Source organism: Enterobacter cloacae complex sp. ESBL7, assembly GCF_041679625.1.
GTDB classification, from domain to species: Bacteria; Pseudomonadota; Gammaproteobacteria; order Enterobacterales; family Enterobacteriaceae; genus Enterobacter; species Enterobacter asburiae_B.
Window position 1 is genome coordinate 74,954 of record NZ_JBGORN010000008.1, and the last position, 17,922, is coordinate 92,875.

General features: G+C 54.1%; 25 protein-coding genes. 12 read left to right on the forward strand and 13 right to left on the reverse strand.

What is annotated here, in order from left to right:
* Window positions 1-104: 104 nt before the first annotated feature.
* Both elbB and mtgA read left to right on the forward strand, forming a co-directional pair.
* Complete coding sequence (gene elbB, locus ACERY3_RS20205; RefSeq protein WP_373226383.1) at window positions 105-758, forward strand: isoprenoid biosynthesis glyoxalase ElbB; 654 nt, start codon at window positions 105-107, stop codon at window positions 756-758.
* Window positions 755-1,480, forward strand: coding sequence for a monofunctional biosynthetic peptidoglycan transglycosylase (gene mtgA, locus ACERY3_RS20210; protein WP_029739613.1), 726 nt, complete (start codon window positions 755-757; stop codon window positions 1,478-1,480). The genes elbB and mtgA overlap by 4 nt, the downstream gene beginning before the upstream one ends.
* A 39-nt stretch (window positions 1,481-1,519) precedes the next feature.
* Here the strand turns inward: mtgA and npr are convergent, their stop codons facing one another.
* The 11 genes from npr to ACERY3_RS20265 all read right to left on the reverse strand — a co-directional run bounded on the left by npr (window position 1,520) and on the right by ACERY3_RS20265 (window position 9,439).
* Window positions 1,520-1,792 (reverse strand): PTS phosphocarrier protein NPr, encoded by a 273-nt coding sequence (gene npr, locus ACERY3_RS20215; protein ID WP_003861872.1) that lies wholly within the window; start codon window positions 1,790-1,792, stop codon window positions 1,520-1,522.
* Window positions 1,789-2,643, reverse strand: a complete 855-nt coding sequence (rapZ, locus tag ACERY3_RS20220) for an RNase adapter RapZ (protein WP_014885397.1) — start codon at window positions 2,641-2,643, stop codon at window positions 1,789-1,791. Before rapZ ends, npr begins: the two co-directional genes overlap by 4 nt.
* A gap of 45 nt (window positions 2,644-2,688) precedes the next feature.
* A complete protein-coding gene (ptsN, locus tag ACERY3_RS20225; protein ID WP_008501443.1) occupies window positions 2,689-3,180 on the reverse strand; it encodes a PTS IIA-like nitrogen regulatory protein PtsN in 492 nt (163 codons plus the stop codon).
* 82 nt (window positions 3,181-3,262) lie between these two features.
* The gene (hpf, locus tag ACERY3_RS20230) at window positions 3,263-3,550 is read right to left on the reverse strand and encodes a ribosome hibernation promoting factor (protein WP_008501444.1); all 288 of its coding nucleotides are present in this window, start codon (window positions 3,548-3,550) and stop codon (window positions 3,263-3,265) included.
* 22 nt (window positions 3,551-3,572) lie between these two features.
* The gene (rpoN, locus tag ACERY3_RS20235) at window positions 3,573-5,006 is read right to left on the reverse strand and encodes an RNA polymerase factor sigma-54 (protein ID WP_063143582.1); all 1,434 of its coding nucleotides are present in this window, start codon (window positions 5,004-5,006) and stop codon (window positions 3,573-3,575) included.
* A gap of 47 nt (window positions 5,007-5,053) precedes the next feature.
* Complete coding sequence (gene lptB / locus ACERY3_RS20240) at window positions 5,054-5,779, reverse strand: LPS export ABC transporter ATP-binding protein (RefSeq protein WP_033146751.1); 726 nt, start codon at window positions 5,777-5,779, stop codon at window positions 5,054-5,056.
* A 6-nt stretch (window positions 5,780-5,785) separates the two neighbouring features.
* On the reverse strand, window positions 5,786-6,340 hold the full coding sequence (gene lptA / locus ACERY3_RS20245; protein ID WP_033146750.1) for a lipopolysaccharide ABC transporter substrate-binding protein LptA: 555 nt from the start codon (window positions 6,338-6,340) through the stop codon (window positions 5,786-5,788).
* Window positions 6,309-6,884: an LPS export ABC transporter periplasmic protein LptC gene (lptC, locus tag ACERY3_RS20250; RefSeq protein WP_033146749.1), complete on the reverse strand. Its 576-nt coding sequence runs from the start codon at window positions 6,882-6,884 to the stop codon at window positions 6,309-6,311. Before lptC ends, lptA begins: the two co-directional genes overlap by 32 nt.
* Complete coding sequence (gene kdsC, locus ACERY3_RS20255; RefSeq protein ID WP_023309356.1) at window positions 6,881-7,447, reverse strand: 3-deoxy-manno-octulosonate-8-phosphatase KdsC; 567 nt, start codon at window positions 7,445-7,447, stop codon at window positions 6,881-6,883. Before kdsC ends, lptC begins: the two co-directional genes overlap by 4 nt.
* Before the next feature lie 14 nt (window positions 7,448-7,461).
* The gene (gene kdsD / locus ACERY3_RS20260; protein WP_023333606.1) at window positions 7,462-8,448 is read right to left on the reverse strand and encodes an arabinose-5-phosphate isomerase KdsD; all 987 of its coding nucleotides are present in this window, start codon (window positions 8,446-8,448) and stop codon (window positions 7,462-7,464) included.
* Between the two features lie 13 nt (window positions 8,449-8,461).
* The gene (locus tag ACERY3_RS20265) at window positions 8,462-9,439 is read right to left on the reverse strand and encodes a calcium/sodium antiporter (protein ID WP_023309354.1); all 978 of its coding nucleotides are present in this window, start codon (window positions 9,437-9,439) and stop codon (window positions 8,462-8,464) included.
* 227 nt (window positions 9,440-9,666) lie between these two features.
* On the opposite strand from ACERY3_RS20265, the gene mlaF reads away from it, so the two are divergent.
* The 7 genes from mlaF to murA all read left to right on the forward strand — a co-directional run bounded on the left by mlaF (window position 9,667) and on the right by murA (window position 14,460).
* Window positions 9,667-10,479, forward strand: a complete 813-nt coding sequence (mlaF, locus tag ACERY3_RS20270) for a phospholipid ABC transporter ATP-binding protein MlaF (protein WP_024906354.1) — start codon at window positions 9,667-9,669, stop codon at window positions 10,477-10,479.
* A 7-nt stretch (window positions 10,480-10,486) separates the two neighbouring features.
* Entirely contained in the window at window positions 10,487-11,269 is a 783-nt protein-coding gene (gene mlaE, locus ACERY3_RS20275; RefSeq protein ID WP_010436044.1) for a lipid asymmetry maintenance ABC transporter permease subunit MlaE, read from the forward strand.
* A 4-nt stretch (window positions 11,270-11,273) separates the two neighbouring features.
* Window positions 11,274-11,822 (forward strand): outer membrane lipid asymmetry maintenance protein MlaD, encoded by a 549-nt coding sequence (mlaD, locus tag ACERY3_RS20280; protein WP_033147081.1) that lies wholly within the window; start codon window positions 11,274-11,276, stop codon window positions 11,820-11,822.
* An 18-nt stretch (window positions 11,823-11,840) separates the two neighbouring features.
* Window positions 11,841-12,476, forward strand: coding sequence for a phospholipid-binding protein MlaC (gene mlaC, locus ACERY3_RS20285; protein WP_033146748.1), 636 nt, complete (start codon window positions 11,841-11,843; stop codon window positions 12,474-12,476).
* Window positions 12,476-12,769 carry a lipid asymmetry maintenance protein MlaB gene (gene mlaB, locus ACERY3_RS20290; RefSeq protein ID WP_023309350.1) on the forward strand — a complete coding sequence of 98 codons (294 nt, stop codon included), beginning with the start codon at window positions 12,476-12,478 and terminating at the stop codon, window positions 12,767-12,769. The genes mlaC and mlaB overlap by 1 nt, the downstream gene beginning before the upstream one ends.
* Before the next feature lie 126 nt (window positions 12,770-12,895).
* The gene (ibaG, locus tag ACERY3_RS20295) at window positions 12,896-13,150 is read left to right on the forward strand and encodes a BolA family iron metabolism protein IbaG (protein ID WP_008501458.1); all 255 of its coding nucleotides are present in this window, start codon (window positions 12,896-12,898) and stop codon (window positions 13,148-13,150) included.
* Window positions 13,151-13,200: 50 nt separating this feature from the next.
* The gene (gene murA, locus ACERY3_RS20300; protein WP_023309349.1) at window positions 13,201-14,460 is read left to right on the forward strand and encodes a UDP-N-acetylglucosamine 1-carboxyvinyltransferase; all 1,260 of its coding nucleotides are present in this window, start codon (window positions 13,201-13,203) and stop codon (window positions 14,458-14,460) included.
* A 60-nt stretch (window positions 14,461-14,520) separates the two neighbouring features.
* Here the strand turns inward: murA and sfsB are convergent, their stop codons facing one another.
* On the reverse strand, window positions 14,521-14,808 hold the full coding sequence (gene sfsB, locus ACERY3_RS20305) for a DNA-binding transcriptional regulator SfsB (RefSeq protein WP_058841640.1): 288 nt from the start codon (window positions 14,806-14,808) through the stop codon (window positions 14,521-14,523).
* 229 nt (window positions 14,809-15,037) lie between these two features.
* Entirely contained in the window at window positions 15,038-16,009 is a 972-nt protein-coding gene (gene ispB, locus ACERY3_RS20310; RefSeq protein WP_024906360.1) for an octaprenyl diphosphate synthase, read from the reverse strand.
* Between the two features lie 257 nt (window positions 16,010-16,266).
* On the opposite strand from ispB, the gene rplU reads away from it, so the two are divergent.
* From rplU to ACERY3_RS20325, 3 genes are all read left to right on the forward strand, one after another.
* The gene (gene rplU, locus ACERY3_RS20315) at window positions 16,267-16,578 is read left to right on the forward strand and encodes a 50S ribosomal protein L21 (RefSeq protein ID WP_003025032.1); all 312 of its coding nucleotides are present in this window, start codon (window positions 16,267-16,269) and stop codon (window positions 16,576-16,578) included.
* A gap of 19 nt (window positions 16,579-16,597) precedes the next feature.
* A complete protein-coding gene (rpmA, locus tag ACERY3_RS20320) occupies window positions 16,598-16,855 on the forward strand; it encodes a 50S ribosomal protein L27 (protein ID WP_004385076.1) in 258 nt (85 codons plus the stop codon).
* Window positions 16,856-16,951: 96 nt separating this feature from the next.
* Window positions 16,952-17,917, forward strand: a complete 966-nt coding sequence (locus tag ACERY3_RS20325) for a DMT family transporter (RefSeq protein WP_039260417.1) — start codon at window positions 16,952-16,954, stop codon at window positions 17,915-17,917.
* Window positions 17,918-17,922: the final 5 nt, after the last annotated feature.

A 17,922-nucleotide genomic window follows, 5' to 3' on the forward strand; every position in this document is an offset into this window, starting at 1 on the left:
AATCTTAAATGGTTTGTTACATGAATCAGTGAAATGTGTGAAGCATAGCGTTTTAATCAAAATTATTAATGTGCTTCAGCAAGTTGCAGAAAAGGATTGTCATGATGAAAAAGATTGGTGTCGTGCTGAGCGGATGCGGTGTTTACGATGGTTCTGAAATACATGAAGCCGTAATCACGCTGCTGGCCCTGGCTAAGCAGGGAGCAGAGGTTATTTGTTTTGCGCCGAACAAAAATCAGGCGGATGTGATTAATCATCTGACCGGCGAGCCGATGGCAGAAAACCGCAATGTACTGATTGAAGCCGCGCGTATTGCGCGAGGTGATATCCATCCTCTTATTCAGGCAGACCCTACAGAGCTTGATGCGCTCATTGTGCCGGGTGGGTTTGGCGCGGCCAAAAATCTGAGTACCTTTGCTGCGCAGGGAGCGGAGTGTCAGATCGATCCTCATCTTAAAGCGCTGTCGCAGGCCATGCACGCGGCAGGAAAACCGCAGGGCTTTATCTGCATCGCGCCGGCAATGGTGCCCAGGATTTTTGATTTCCCGCTGCGCCTGACTATCGGGACGGATATTGATACCGCAGAGATCGTCGAGGAAATGGGGGGCGAACACGTTCCGTGCCCGGTTGATGACATTGTGGTTGATGAAGATAACAAAATTGTCACCACGCCAGCGTATATGCTGGCGAACAATATCGCTGAGGCGGCCTCAGGTATTGAAAAGCTGGTGGCCCGCGTGCTGGTGCTGACTGAATGAGGCGCAAATTTGCCGCAGGCGCAGGGGTGAAACGTTTTCTCTTGCGCATCGTACTTGTGCTGGCGGTATTCTGGGGAGGCGGGCTGGCTTTATTCAGCATTATGCCGGTTCCGTTCTCTGCCGTTATGGTTGAGCGCCAGCTTAGCGCGTGGTTCAGCGGCGATTTCAGCTACGTTGCCCACTCTGACTGGGTGAGCATGGACGAGATCTCCCCGTTCATGGGGCTGGCGGTCATCGCGGCGGAGGACCAGAAATTCCCGGAGCACTGGGGGTTCGACGTGGCGGCCATTGAGAAGGCGCTAGCCCATAACGAACGCCATGAAAACCGCGTGCGCGGGGCATCAACCTTGTCGCAGCAGACGGCCAAAAACCTGTTTCTGTGGGATGGTCGAAGCTGGGTGCGAAAAGGGCTGGAAGCGGGGTTGACCCTTGGGATGGAAACGGTCTGGAGCAAAAAACGCATTCTGACCGTCTATCTCAACGTCGCTGAGTTTGGCGACGGTATATTTGGCGTGGAAGCTGCCGCACAGCGGTATTTCAATAAGCCAGCCAGCCGTCTGAGCATGTCAGAAGCCGCGCTATTGGCCGCTGTGTTACCGAACCCTATCCGCTTTAAGGCCAGTGCCCCATCAGGGTACGTGCGAAGCCGACAGGCGTGGATTATGCGCCAGATGAATCAGCTGGGTGGAGAGGGGTTTATGCAGCGTAATAATCTTATGTAGGGCGGGTAAGCGCAGCGCTACCCGCCTGAATAGCAGACCTTAATCTTCGTCGAACCCTGCGTTAAACAGGGCAATCACCGCCGCCAGCGCTTCCTCTTCCTGAGGGCCGGTGGCTTCTACTTCAATCTGGCGTCCTTTGGCGGAATCCAGCATCAGCAGCGCGATCACGCTGTTCGCTTCCGCTTCGGTGCCTTCGTCATTCCGCAGCAGAACCTCTGCATCGAAACCCTGCATCAGCTCAAACAGCTTCATCGCCGGGCGTGCATGCATACCCAGCTTGTTGGTGATCTCAACGGTTTGTTTTACGGTCATGTTTTACGTTTTTCCAGCGTGCGATGACGGGACTGAACGTTCTTCCCGCGCGAGCGGAAATAGTCGGCCAGCTGTTCGGCGATGTAAACCGAACGATGTTTACCGCCGGTACAGCCAATCGCCACCGTCAGGTAGCTACGATTGTTTGTCTCCAGCATAGGTAACCATAGCTCAAGGTAGCTTCGCGTCTGGTAGATAAAATTGTGTACTTCTGTGTGCCGGTCGAGGAACGCCGCCACCGGCTTATCCAGACCGGTCATTGGACGCAGTTTTGGATCCCAGTGCGGGTTCGGCAGGAAGCGCACGTCGAAAACATAATCCGCATCAATCGGAATACCGTGCTTAAAGCCGAAGGATTCGAACACCATCGTCAGTTCGCGCTCGCGTTTACCCAACAGCCGGGTACGCAGCATTTCCGCCAGCTCGTGAACGGACATCTCAGAGGTGTCGACAATCAGGTCGGCACGAGAACGCAGCGGCTCCAGCAGGTCGCTCTCTTCATCGATAGCGCTCTCCAGAGAGAGGTTCTTGCTGGAAAGCGGATGCAAACGACGGGTATCGCTGTAGCGGCGGATCAGCGTATTGCGGTCTGCATCGAGGAACAGCAGCTGAGGCGAGAACGCGTCAGGCAGGTTGCTCATGGCCTGTTCGAAGATCTCTGGCGATTCAGGCATGTTACGAACGTCGATACTGACGGCGGCAGAGGTTTGTCTCTCCGCCAGCGTGCGGGCCAGGTCGGGTAACAACACGACCGGCAGGTTATCGACGCAGTAAAAACCCATGTCTTCCAGGGCGCGCAGAGCAACGGATTTCCCCGACCCTGAACGGCCACTGACAATCATCAGCACCATGTTCCGTTTCTCCTCAGGACAACAGATGTGAAGGCCATCTCCTGGTTATGCATCATCCTGATTGCCTTCTGCTTCAGTGATAATTTGATAGAGCTCTTCATCACTTTGGGCCGAGCGCAGTCGACGGCAAATGGTTTTATCGGCCAGACGTTTTGCGACCAGCGACAGCGTATGCAGATGGGTTTTCGTCTGGTCGGCAGGCACCAGCAGCGCGAAGAGGAGATCGACGGGCTGGTTATCAATGGCATCGAAGGCGATGGGTGTTTCAAGCTGCACAAACACACCAACGGCACGCAGGGTATCCTCTTCCAGTTTGCCGTGCGGGATCGCGATGCCGTTGCCGATACCGGTACTGCCCATTTTTTCACGGGTCAGAATCGCTTCGAACACCACCTGCGGCGGCAGGCCCAGCTGTTTGGCAGCCAGTTCACTGATGATCTCCAGCGCACGTTTTTTGCTCTGACAGTGAACCGCACTGCGGGTACATTCCTGGTTAAGGACATTGCTCAGTTGAAGAGCGGAATCGTTGTTCATCATAATTTCACCTAAGCGCTAACTGTACAAATGGCCTGTTGTGTTTCACAACAGGCCGTCCTGCACCCGTTAACTGCCCGGACAATTAGTGTTGTTTCAGTTTATCTTTATGTTTATTGAGCTGTCGTGCAAGCTTATCAATCAAGCCGTCGATAGCAGCGTACATGTCTTGCCCTTCCGCACTGGCATGCAGTTCACCCCCGTTAACATGCAGGGTGGCATCCGAGATATGAGTCACTTTCTCCACTTTCAACACAATATAGACCTGATTGATCCTTTCGAAATACTGCTCGAGTTTTGCAAACTTCGCGTTCACGAAGTCACGTAAAGCCTCAGTAATTTCGACGTTTTGTCCAGTGATGTTGAGCTGCATAGTGTCTTCCTTATCGGTTGTGTCAGACCAGCTGTTTACGCTGGTTGGACGGCGGAATGGATAAAGACTCTCGATACTTCGCAACAGTACGACGTGCCACCATAATACCCTGATCGGACAGCATGGTGGTTAACTTACTGTCGCTTAGTGGCTTCGCGGGGTTCTCCGCGGCGATCAACTTCTTCACCAGGGCACGAATGGCCGTTGACGACGCTTCGCCGCCGCCCTCGGTATTCACATGGCTGGAGAAGAAATACTTAAGCTCAAATATACCGCGTGGACTGTGCAGATACTTCTGCGTGGTGACACGGGAAATGGTTGATTCATGCATCTCGACGGCTTGGGCGATATCCGCCAGTACCATCGGTTTCATATACTCTTCGCCCTGCTCAAAGAACGCCTGCTGCTGTTCGACAATACAGCGGCTGACGCGCAGCAGCGTATCATTTCGGCTCTCCAGACTTTTGATCAACCATCGCGCTTCCTGAAGATTGCTACGAATATATTGATTGTCGGAGTCGTTACGCGCGCTGGTGCACATGGAGGCATACTGCTGGTTGATTTGCAGGCGAGGGATGCTGTCTGAGTTCAGTTCAACGACCCAGCGGTCATTGTGTTTTCTGACCAGCACATCCGGGATCACGTACTCGGGCTCGCTGGTTTGGATCGACTGTCCCGGGCGCGGATCGAGCGACTGGATCAGATTTACCGCTTCTTTCAGCACCTCTTCCTTCAGGCGCGTGACGCGCATCAGGGAGCGGAAATCGTGGTTGGCCAGCAGATCCAGATGATCGCTAATAATTAAGCGCGCCTCGTCGATCCATGGCGTCTCTTTGCTGAACTGAGATAGCTGGATCAGCAGGCAGTCGCGCAGATCTTTTGCGGCCACGCCTACCGGATCGAAACGCTGGATGCGCTTCAGAACGGCTTCGATCTCCTCAAGTTCAATCTCTTCGTCGCCCATGCTTTCCAGGATATCGTCCAGCGTGACGGTCAAATAGCCGGTGTCGTCAACGGCATCGACAATTGAGGTGGCAATCGCGCGGTCGGTATCGGAGAAGGGGGTAAGTTCCACCTGCCACATCAGGTAATCCTGCAGCGACTGGGTGGTTTCTCCCTGATAGACCGGTAGCTCATCATCCTGGTAGTCTGCACGCGTACCGGAAGGGGTTCCGGCGGTGTAGATTTCATCCCAGCTGGCATCCAGCGGTAGCTCGTCGGGCATCTCTTTTTGTTCGAGTGCATCCGCGGTGTCGAGCGCTTCTGTATCCTGTGACTGCTGAGTATCTACCTCGTCATGAAGATCGGTTTGTTCCAGCAGGGGGTTGCTGTCCAGCGCCTGCTGGAGCTCCTGCTGAAGTTCTAACGTGGACAGTTGCAACAGGCGAATTGCCTGCTGTAGCTGCGGCGTCATTGCCAGTTGTTGGCTGAGCCTTAATTGCAAACCTTGCTTCATGTTCAGAGCGTTTTTCTCCGGTTCGGCGTTACGTTACCTCTACCCTATCAGAGTCTGAAGTCTTCCCCAAGATAGACGCGCTTAACATGATCGTCTTCGAGGATCTGTTGCGGCGTACCGTGGGCGATCAGATTGCCCTGGCTCACAATATACGCGCGTTCACACACGGCCAGCGTTTCACGGACGTTGTGGTCGGTGATCAGTACGCCAAGCCCGCTGTCACGCAGGTGTTCAATGATGCGTTTAATGTCGATAACCGAGATTGGGTCAACGCCCGCAAACGGTTCATCCAGAAGGATAAATTTCGGGTTTGCGGCCAGCGCACGTGCAATCTCAACACGACGGCGTTCACCCCCGGAGAGTGCCTGACCGAGGCTGTCGCGCAGATGCTCAATGTGGAACTCTTCCATCAACTCGTTGGCACGATCCTGACGCTGTTCGCTGGTCAGATCGTTACGAATTTCCAGTACCGCCATCAGGTTATCGTAAACGCTAAGACGACGGAAAATGGAGGCTTCCTGCGGCAGGTAGCCGATCCCGCGACGCGCGCGCGCGTGCAGTGGCAGAAGGCTGATGTCTTCATCGTCAATGATAATGTTGCCGGCATCGCGCGGCACAATGCCAACGACCATGTAGAAGGTGGTGGTTTTACCCGCACCGTTAGGGCCAAGCAGCCCTACAATTTCGCCGGAGTTGACGGTCAGACTGACATCTTCTACGACACGGCGGCCCTTGTAGGCCTTCGCGAGATTTTTTGCAGTTAAAGTTGCCATAACGAATTAGTTACTCTTCTTCTGTGCCGGGGCCTGGCCTTTGCCTTTGTCCTGCAGCTGCGACGGAACCAGGACGGTCGTGACGCGTTTGCCTTTCTCGCTGGAGGCCTGCATTTTTTGCTCTTTCACCAGATAGGTGATCTGGTCGCCGGTAATGTTGCTGTCCAGCTGTTCCAGATACGCGTTTCCGGTCAGGATGACCAGGTCCTTCGCCAGCTCATAGTGCATATGCGAAGCGCGGCCTTTCACCGGTTTGCCGTTGTCCTGCATCTGGTAGAAGGTGGCCGGGTTGCCGTAACCATCAATGATCTCTTTGCCCTGCTCGCCACCCGGACGGGTCACGACCACTTTGTCGGCGTTAATTTTGATGGTGCCCTGAGTCATGACGACGTTACCCGTGAAGGTGACGACGTTGCCCTGCATATCGAGAGACTGGGTATCAGACTCGATATGGATCGGTTGGTCGGTATCGCCCGTTACAGCAAGCGCGGGGAGACTGGTCGCCAGCATCGCGCTGGCGATAATTACTTTAAGGCTGAGTTTGTTTGTTTTGAATTTCATAGGAGGTTCTAACCTTTTCAATCAGCTCGGCGTTCTTGCTGCGTAAGTTCCCGCGCATTCTCAAACCGCTGGAATTAAATGTTGTGCCATACAGTGTGACCAGATCCTGCGAGGTCACGTCCTGGGTTACCAGGTTAATTTGGGCATTATCCGTCGTAATTTTTCGCAGTTGCGAGTCAGCGGTCAGGGCGTTGACTTCAACGTGGCCATACAGATAAAGCATACGGTCATTTGTCAGTTTTGCCCGATCTGACTTAATTGACCACGTCGGCACTTTGTCCTTATCAAATGTGGTCATGACAGGTTGGGTAAACCACGAAATACCGTCATCTGAAAAATATTCAACATGCTGGGCAATCAGGCGATAGTTCAGCGCGCCTTCCGGGCTGTAGACCACGGTGTCGCTGTGATCGCTTTTATAGGTTGGATCGTTATTGTTGACCACTTCCGTTTGCGGATCGTCGCGATCGGCAAGGTTCACGCCAATCAATACCAGTGCGACAAGCGAAAGCAAAATGATAATCCAGCGTCTGGTTTTACTCATATCGATTGCCCTTTGGCCTCATCAAGCTTGCCCTGCGCCAGCAAAAGCAGATCGCAGACTTCACGTACGGCACCACGGCCCCCGTTGATGTGGGTAACGTAGTCAGCGCGCGGGATCAGCAGCGGATGCGCATCGGCAACGGCGATGCTCAGCCCGACTTCAGCCATCACGGGCCAGTCAATCAGATCGTCCCCGACGTAGGCTACGTTTTCCGGTGCGATAGCCAGTTTACCCAGTAAATCCTTAAACGCCGCCATCTTATCGGATTGACCCTGATACAGATGGGTAATTCCTAAGGTTTCACAGCGGTCTTCTACCAGTTTAGCTTTTCGCCCGGTGATGATAGCCACCTCAATACCCGAGGTGAGCGCGCAGCGGATACCGTAGCCGTCGCGAACGTTAAACGCTTTCAGCTCTTCACCATTATTGCCCATGTAAATCAGGCCATCGGAAAGTACGCCATCCACGTCCAGGATGAGCAGACGAATGTTTTCCGCCTTTGCCATCATCTGGGTACTGACCGGTCCATAACAGGTTGCAAGGGATGCACCCGCATTACTCATTGTCTTATCCTTCATTACACTACGCCTGCGCGCAGCAGATCATGCATATGTACCACACCCAGCAACTGGTCGCCATCGGCAACCATCACTGAGGTAATGTGGCGGGACTGCATCAGGTTCAGCACATCCACGGCCAGCGTACCCGGACGGACGCGGATACCGCCCGGCGTCATCACATCGGCAATGCCGAGCGTGCGGACATCTACACCCATGTCGAACACGCGGCGCAGGTCGCCATCGGTGAAGATCCCCTGAATTTTCATCAGATCGTCGCACACGACCGTCATACCCAAATTCTTACGGGTGATTTCCAGCAGCGCATCACGCAGGGAGGCTTCTTTACTGACGTGAGGGATCTCATCCCCGGTGTGCATAATATCGTTTACCCGAAGCAGAAGCTTGCGCCCCAGCGCGCCGCCCGGGTGGGAAAGCGCGAAATCTTCCGGCGTAAAACCGCGGGCTTCGAGCAGCGCGACGGCAAGCGCATCACCCATGACCAGCGCGGCGGTGGTGCTGGACGTCGGCGCCAGGCCGAGCGGACAGGCCTCCTTGGGCACTTTCACGCACAGGTGAATATCGGCCGCCCGCGCCATGCTGCTTTCCGGACGGCTGGTCATGCAAATAAGCGGCACCTGCAGTCGCTTCAGTACCGGGATCAGCGCCAGAATTTCATTGGACTCCCCGGAGTTGGACAGCGCGATGACGATATCCTGCGGCGTGACCATACCCAGGTCACCGTGCGCGGCTTCCCCCGGATGTACAAAGAAGGAAGAGGTTCCGGTGCTGGCAAACGTTGCCGCCATTTTGCGTCCAATGTGGCCGGACTTACCCATCCCCATCACCACGACTTTGCCGGCACAGTAGAACATCTTCTCACATGCCAGACTAAAATCCTGATTAATGTACTGATCTAACTGCGCCAGACCTTCACGTTCAATCTCCAGAACCTCTTTGCCTGCTTTCTGAAAGTCAAAACCCGGCTGCAATTCTATTTGCGACATAATGCGTTTCCGTTTACCCAGAGAGAAGAGGCGAGAGCCAGTACAGCATCGCCATCCATACGATAAATCCACCCGTCAGCAGCGCGCCTGCGCCTTTGCCGATCTGTCGTTGCCGACGCCAGCAGAGCAGGGCAAATATCACGCTGACCAATAACATCACGCCGTAGTCGCGTGAGAACGCCAGGGGATTAAAGGGCCCTGGCGTAATCAGGGCCGGCAGGCCCATCACAATGGCGATATTAAATATGTTGGAACCGATGATATTACCTATGGCAATGTCATCCTCACCTTTCCGTGCCCCCGCAATGGCCGTGGCCAGCTCCGGCAGGCTGGTGCCGATGGCAATCACCGTCAGGCCAATGGTCAGTTCACTGATGGCGAAATAGTTCGCCAGCACGGTCGCGTTATCCACGACCATGCGCGTTGCCATCGGCATGATGATCAGCGCAACGCCAAGCCAGAGCAGGGCAACAGGCAGCGTGCCTTCTCGCGGCAGTTCGGCGACCTGCTCCCGCGTGAGGCTATCCTGACCCTGCTTCTCAGCCAGACGGGCGATTTTAACACTATACAGCAGCCAGATGACGGCCAGCGCCAGCAGGAAAATGCCGTCGCTGTAGCTCAGCACACCATCGTAAAATACGCAGCCTGCCAGCAGGCTTACGATTAACATTAGCGGCAATTCACGGCGCAGAACATCAGAATGCACGCGAAATGGATGGAGCAGTGCGGCCAGGCCCAAAATCAAGAGTATATTGACGATGTTGGAGCCAATCGCGGTACCAACTGCCAGGTCTAACTGACCATGCAGCGATGCCGAGACAGAGACGATGATTTCAGGAAGTGACGTTCCAACACTCACCACGGTCATCCCGATGACGACAGGCGGTACGCCGGTCAGGCGACACAGGATAGATGCAGCAAACACTAAACGGTCAGCACTGTAGACCACCAAAAGTAAACCAATTATTAACAGTGCTGTTGCTAAAAGCATCAAAAGTCCTTTCTTCAGGTATACTCGTCGGTCCATCGCACGGGAATGGCTGGACTGCATACAGTCTGAGGCGTAACGAATTCCTAATTTTGACTTTATGCGCCGGAAAAGTAAAACAAATGCCAGCTTTCGCTAACCTCAACGGCTATTATTCTGTAAAAATGCGGAGTTGAGGGCTGATTCAGGCGGCATGCCTTAACGTGAGCAGGGTAATAAAGGAACCATAAATGAGCCAAACGATGGCGAATTTAGTCGATGTTCGCGGCGTGAGTTTTTCTCGCGCCAACAGATTGATATTTGATGATATTTCGTTGACCGTACCGCGTGGCAAAATCACTGCCATCATGGGGCCGTCCGGGATCGGTAAAACGACCCTGCTGCGCCTTATTGGTGGGCAGATCCCACCTGATAGCGGTGAAATCCTCTTTGATGGCGAAAACATCCCGGAGATGTCACGCTCGCGTCTGTATACTGTCCGCAAACGCATGAGCATGCTCTTTCAGTCGGGAGCCTTGTTCACCGACATGAATGTCTTTGATAACGTGGCCTATCCGCTGCGTGAGCATACCAGCCTGCCGCCAGAACTGCTGAAAAGCACGGTGATGATGAAGCTCGAAGCCGTCGGTTTGCGGGGCGCTGCAAAGCTGATGCCTTCGGAGCTGTCCGGCGGGATGGCGCGCCGCGCCGCGCTGGCACGCGCCATTGCATTAGAACCTGATTTAATCATGTTCGACGAACCGTTTGTTGGACAGGATCCCATCACGATGGGCGTGCTGGTGAAGCTCATCTCTGAACTGAACAGCGCGCTTGGCGTCACCTGCATTGTAGTATCTCACGATGTACCGGAAGTATTGAGCATTGCCGATTACGCCTATATTGTGGCGGACAAAAAGATCGTCGCACACGGTAGCGCTCAGGCGCTGCAGGAAAATTGCGATCCGCGCGTGCGGCAGTTCCTTGACGGTATTGCCGATGGCCCTGTGCCATTCCGCTACCCGGCGGGCGACTATCGTGACGATTTACTGGGAATAGGGAGTTAAGCCACTCATGCTGTTAAATGCGTTGGCCGCTCTCGGACACCGTGGCATAAAAACCATCAGGACGTTCGGGCGTGCCGGATTGATGTTATTCAACGCGCTGGTCGGCAAGCCGGAATTCCGTAAGCACGCACCGCTGCTGGTGCGGCAGCTTTATAATGTCGGCGTGCTGTCGATGCTCATCATCATTGTCTCCGGTCTGTTTATCGGTATGGTGCTTGGGCTGCAGGGCTATCTGGTTCTGACAACCTACAGTGCGGAAACCAGCCTCGGGATGCTGGTGGCGCTCTCGCTGCTGCGCGAGCTGGGGCCGGTTGTGGCGGCGCTGTTGTTCGCCGGGCGCGCGGGGTCGGCATTAACGGCTGAAATTGGCCTGATGCGTGCGACCGAGCAGCTCTCCAGCATGGAGATGATGGCGGTCGATCCGCTGCGTCGCGTGATCTCGCCGCGTTTCTGGGCTGGGGTGATCTCTTTACCGTTACTGACTATTCTGTTTGTCGCCGTGGGTATCTGGGGCGGTTCGCTGGTTGGTGTGCACTGGAAAGGCATTGATGCCGGTTTCTTCTGGTCCGCGATGCAGGACGCCATCGACCTGCGAATGGATCTGGTTAATTGCCTGATTAAAAGCGTGGTATTTGCCATTACGGTCACCTGGATTGCATTGTTCAATGGTTACGATGCCATCCCGACGTCGGCGGGCATTAGCCGCGCAACTACACGTACAGTCGTACATTCGTCGCTGGCCGTACTGGGTCTGGATTTTGTGCTCACCGCACTGATGTTTGGGAATTGAGTTCATGCAAACGAGAAAAAATGAAATTTGGGTCGGTGTATTCCTGCTGCTGGCGCTGCTGGCCGCGCTGTTTATCTGCCTGAGAGCGGCGGATATCACGTCTGTACGCACCGAGCCGACGTATCGCATCTATGCCACCTTCGATAACATCGGCGGGCTGAAGGCGCGTTCACCGGTCCGCATCGGCGGCGTGGTGATCGGACGCGTATCTGACATTACGCTGGATGAGAAAACCTACCTGCCACGCGTCGCGATGGATATCGAAGAGCGTTACAACCATATCCCGGACACCAGTTCCCTTTCTATCCGTACTTCCGGCCTGCTGGGCGAACAATATCTGGCGCTTAACGTTGGCTTTGAAGATCCCGAGCTGGGAACGACTATCCTTAAAGACGGTAGCGTCATTCAGGATACGAAATCCGCGATGGTTCTGGAGGATATGATTGGTCAGTTCCTTTACAACAGTAAAGGGGATGAGAAAAAATCCGACGCTGCCCCTGCGCAGAGCGAAGATCATACCGACGTCGCACCGACGCCAGGTGCTGCGAATTAATATCAGGAGAAGTCATTCATGTTTAAACGACTGTTAATGGTTGCCATGCTGGTCATCGCCCCTCTAACCGCCGCCCACGCTGCGGATCAGAGTAACCCGTACAAACTGATGGACGAAGCGGCGAAGAAGACCTTCGACCGTCTTAAAAACGAACAGCCTAAAATTCGTGCTAATCCTGATTATCTGCGTGACGTTGTTGACCAGGAACTGCTGCCGTACGTGCAGATTAAATATGCGGGTGCGCTGGTGCTGGGACGTTATTACAAAGACGCGACCCCTGCGCAGCGTGATGCCTACTTTGCCGCGTTTCGTGAATACCTGAAACAGGCTTATGGCCAGGCGCTGGCGATGTACCACGGCCAGACCTATCAGATTGCGCCTGAGCAGCCGCTGGGCGATGCGACCATCGTCCCTATCCGTGTGACGATCATCGATCCTAACGGTCGTCCGCCGGTTCGTCTGGATTTCCAGTGGCGTAAAAACAGCCAGACCGGTCACTGGCAGGCGTATGACATGATTGCCGAAGGGGTAAGCATGATCACCACCAAACAGAACGAATGGAGCGACCTACTGCGCACCAAAGGCATTGATGGCCTGACCGCTCAGCTGCAGTCTATCTCTCGCCAGAAAATTACTCTGGATGAGAAGAAGTAATGTCACAGCAACTCAGCTGGTCGCGTGAAGGCGAGACATTAAAGCTGTCCGGTGAACTGGATCAGGATCTGCTGAACCCACTGTGGGACAAACGCCACGAAGCGATGCAGGGCGTGACGCTTATCGACTTAACCGACGTCACGCGGGTAGATACGGCAGGTGTTGCGCTGCTTGCCCATCTGATTGCCGTGGGGAAAAAGCAGGGGACAAGCGTCACGCTTCACGGCGCGAGCGATAATGTCGTGACCCTTGCGCAGCTCTACAATCTCCCTCAGGACGTACTGCCTCGTTAATATTTTCAGTGCGTTACTTCCGAAAGCCCTGACTGTTTCATCGTCGGGGCTTTTTGCTTGTTTAAGACAACGCCACTTTGCTCTAAGATGTTGGGCTTGTTTTCACTATCAGATGATTAAGAGCCCATGGAAAATCATGAAATCCAGACAGTGCTGATGAATGCACTCTCCCTTCAGGAAGCCCACGTCACTGGCGATGGCAGTCACTTCCAGGTTATTGCTGTGGGTGAGATGTTCGACGGTATGAGCCGCGTGAAGAAACAGCAGGCTGTGTACGCGCCGCTGATGGAATATATTGCGGATAACCGCATCCACGCCCTGTCGATTAAAGCGTTCACCCCGCAAGAGTGGGCACGCGATCGCAAACTAAACGGTTTTTGAGCTGAGGGCGACAGGCCCGCAGCACGGTTGAATTTATAAGAGAGCACACAATGGATAAATTTCGTGTACAGGGGCCAACGCGTCTCCAGGGCGAAGTCACAATTTCTGGCGCTAAAAACGCCGCGCTGCCAATCCTCTTTGCTGCGCTGCTGGCTGAAGAGCCGGTAGAAATTCAGAACGTACCGAAGCTGAAAGATATCGACACCACCATGAAGCTGCTCACCCAGCTGGGCACGAAAGTCGAGCGTAACGGTTCCGTCTGGATCGACGCCAGCAAGGTGAACAACTTCTCAGCCCCTTACGATCTGGTGAAAACCATGCGTGCATCCATTTGGGCGCTTGGCCCGCTGGTAGCGCGTTTTGGTCAGGGTCAGGTCTCTCTGCCGGGCGGCTGTGCCATCGGTGCGCGTCCGGTTGACCTGCACATCTTCGGTCTGGAAAAACTGGGCGCCGAGATCAAGCTGGAAGAAGGTTACGTTAAAGCGTCCGTTAATGGTCGTCTGAAAGGCGCGCACATCGTCATGGACAAAGTGAGCGTGGGCGCAACGGTCACCATTATGTCTGCGGCGACGCTGGCAGAAGGTACCACCATCATCGAAAACGCCGCGCGCGAACCGGAGATTGTGGATACCGCCAACTTCCTCGTGGCGCTGGGGGCGAAGATTTCCGGTCAGGGTACCGATCGTATCACCATCGAGGGCGTTGAGCGTCTGGGCGGCGGTGTCTATCGCGTTCTGCCGGACCGTATCGAAACCGGTACCTTCCTGGTCGCTGCGGCGATTTCTGGCGGGAAGATTGTTTGTCGCAACGCGCAGCCAGATACCCTGGATGCGGTGCTGGCGAAACTGCGCGATGCGGGTGCGGATATCGAAATCGGTGAAGACTGGATCAGCCTCGATATGCACGGCCAGCGTCCAAAAGCGGTCAATGTGCGTACGGCACCGCATCCGGCGTTCCCTACGGACATGCAGGCGCAGTTCACCCTGTTGAACCTGGTCGCCGAAGGCACTGGCTTCATCACAGAAACCATTTTCGAGAACCGCTTTATGCACGTACCGGAGCTGATCCGTATGGGCGCGCATGCTGAGATCGAAAGTAATACCGTGATCTGCCACGGCGTTGAGAAACTGTCAGGTGCTCAGGTGATGGCAACCGATCTGCGTGCGTCTGCAAGCCTGGTGCTGGCGGGTTGTATCGCGGAAGGCACAACGATCGTGGATCGTATCTATCACATCGATCGTGGTTATGAGCGTATCGAAGATAAACTGCGCGCGCTGGGTGCCAACATCGAGCGTGTGAAGGGCGAGTAATCGTTCCGGCAGCCCCCTGCCAGCAATGACCGGGGGGTTGCTGTTCCTGTCAAAAACGCGTTATTCCTGCGATTCTCTTTTTACCTTTCTCTGGCGAATCATGCGCGATCTGTCGATAAATTCATGGGTAATGGGATCGTGGTAGCGCGAAGGCCAAATTACCCACGGATGCGTATCCAGCGCCGTCGCGATAATTAATTCTCCCTTGGGCCAGGGGCGGGTGAGGGCGTTTGCCAGAGTTGAAGAACTCAGTCCATGGCGGCGGGACTCTGCTGCCAGTGAAGTGCCTCTTTTGCGCAGTGCGGCAATAATATCAGCCGTGTGCCAGTCGATAAATTTCGTATCCATAACGCCGTCCTTAAGTTCGGATTCACCTACGCCGTTTCTTCTGAAACGACGCGGTTACTATACCCATTTCAACTTCTTGTTCTAAAAAGTTCGCGTTACTTGAAGGGATATTCAGAATAAGACACGGCTTTATTCATGCGGTCTCTAAACCGATGAATTTACATGAACACGGAATTTACAGGTGTGTACTGGAATCTCCCCGCTATCGCTGCGGGGAGAAACAAGGGGATTAACGGTCGCGCTGAACGGCGATGTGGGCAAGACCAATCAGTGCCTCGCGCCACGGGCTGTCTGGAATGACCTGAAGCGCTTCGATGGCTTTGTCGGCTTCTTCTTCCGCGCGCTGACGCGTCCATTCCAGCGATCCGCAGATAGCCATGGTTTCCAGTACAGGTTCCAGAAGATGGCGGCCATTTCCCTGCTCAATCGCTTCACGGATCATTTTCGCCTGGTCGGCTGTTCCGTTGCGCATAGCATGAAGCAGCGGCAGGGTGGGTTTACCTTCGTTCAGGTCATCGCCCACGTTTTTACCGAGCGTCTCGCCGTCCGCACTGTAGTCCAGCAAATCATCAATCAGCTGGAAGGCCGTACCCAGATAGCGGCCATAGTCCTGCAGGCCTTTTTCCTGTGCTTCAGTACAGTCGGCCAGAATGCCGGAACACTGGGCAGCCGCTTCAAACAGGCGCGCCGTTTTGCTGTAGATGACGCGCATGTAGTTTTCTTCGGTGATATCAGGGTCGTTGACGTTCATCAGCTGCAGCACTTCGCCTTCAGCAATGACGTTTACGGCTTCGGACATCACTTCCAGCACTTTCAGGGAGCCCAGGCTGGTCATCATCTGGAAGGCGCGGGTATAGATAAAATCCCCCACCAGGACGCTGGCTGCGTTTCCGAAAGCGGCGTTTGCCGTGGCTTTGCCACGACGCATATCCGATTCATCCACAACATCGTCATGCAGAAGCGTCGCCGTGTGAATAAATTCGATGAGCGCTGCGATAGTGATGTGAGCATTTCCCTGATAGCCAACGGCTCTGGCAGCCAGAATGGCAATCATCGGACGAATGCGTTTACCGCCGCCGCTGACGATGTAATAGCCCAACTGATTGATCAGCTGAACGTCAGAGTTGAGTTGCTCCAGGATTGCTGCATTCACACCCGCCATATCTTGCGCGGTTAACTCGTTGATTTTTTCTAAATTCATCGCAAAAGCCGGGCTTTTTATCCTGTTGATCCCATCTTCAATGGGGTAACGAAGGGTTTCGGTTTATCAATAGTAGTGCTGATTGTACTGAAAAAACGGCACAGATAAACGTTACCGTACGTGTTGTGTTTTTTTTCTTCATGTATTGACGGTAGCACTTGTCAAAGGCTCGCGTTTTGCGTAATATTCGCGCCCTATTGTGAATATTTATAGCGCACTCTGATTCATACGAGGACGTGCGCGGAAGCGGAGTTTATATGTACGCGGTTTTCCAAAGTGGTGGTAAACAACACCGAGTAAGCGAAGGTCAGACCGTTCGCCTGGAAAAGCTGGACATCGCAACTGGCGAATCTGTTGAGTTCGCAGAAGTTCTGATGATCGCAAACGGTGAAGAAGTCAAAATCGGCGTTCCTTTCGTTGATGGCGGCGTTATCAAAGCTGAAGTTGTTGCACACGGTCGTGGCGAGAAAGTTAAAATCGTTAAGTTTCGTCGTCGTAAGCACTACCGTAAGCAGCAGGGCCACCGTCAGTGGTTCACTGATGTGAAAATTACTGGCATCAGCGCCTAAGACCTGAGGAGAGATTTAAATGGCACATAAAAAGGCTGGCGGCTCCACACGTAACGGTCGCGATTCAGAAGCTAAACGCCTTGGCGTTAAGCGTTTCGGTGGCGAATCCGTTCTGGCTGGTAGCATCATCGTTCGTCAACGTGGTACCAAATTCCACGCTGGCAACAACGTAGGTTGCGGTCGTGACCACACTCTGTTTGCTAAAGCAGACGGTAAAGTGAAATTTGAAGTTAAAGGCCCGAACAACCGTAAATACATCAGCATCGTTGCTGAGTAAGGTTTTCTCGGTCCGGTAACGGATTAAAGCCCCGCAACCTGTTGCGGGGCTTTTTACATTGGAAACCCGGTAATTTTTTCTGTAGGGAAAACGGGCATGAAGCAGCAGGCCGGCATTGGTATTCTTTTGGCGCTCACTACCGCAATGTGCTGGGGTGCGCTGCCAATTGCAATGAAGCAGGTACTGGAAGTGATGGAGCCGCCTACGGTGGTCTTTTATCGCTTTCTGATGGCAAGCATCGGCCTCGGGGCCATTCTGGCTGTCAAAGGTAAGCTTCCACCCTTGCGGCTCTTCCGCAAACCGCGCTGGCTGGTATTGCTGGCTATCGCGACGGGCGGTCTGTTCGGTAACTTCATCCTGTTCAGCTCTTCCCTGCAATATCTCAGCCCCACGGCGTCGCAGGTGATAGGTCAGCTTTCACCGGTGGGCATGATGGTCGCCAGCGTCTTTATCCTCAAGGAAAAGATGCGCGGTACGCAGATTATCGGGGCGAGCATGCTGCTGTGCGGTCTGGTGATGTTCTTCAACACCAGTCTGATTGAGATTTTCACCCGCCTGACGGATTACACATGGGGTGTAATTTTCGGCGTGGGGGCGGCAACGGTCTGGGTGAGCTATGGCGTCGCGCAAAAGGTGTTATTGCGTCGTCTTGCCTCACAGCAGATCCTCTTTTTATTGTACACTTTGTGTACAATAGCATTGCTGCCATTAGCAAAGCCGGGTGTGATTTCCCAGCTTAGCGACTGGCAACTGGCGTGCCTCATTTTTTGTGGGCTGAACACGCTGGTCGGTTATGGCGCGCTGGCCGAAGCGATGGCGCGCTGGCAGGCGGCACAGGTGAGCGCGTTAATTACGCTTACTCCGCTGTTTACGCTGTTATTTTCAGATTTGTTATCAATGGCCTGGCCCGATGTCTTCGTCAGACCGATGCTCAACCTGTTGGGTTATCTCGGTGCGTTTGTCGTGGTTGCGGGCGCGATGTATTCCGCCATTGGTCATCGTCTTTGGGGACGTTGGCGCAAAAATGAAGCGGTTGTAGTAGTCCCCCGCTCAGGCGAATGAGTTAC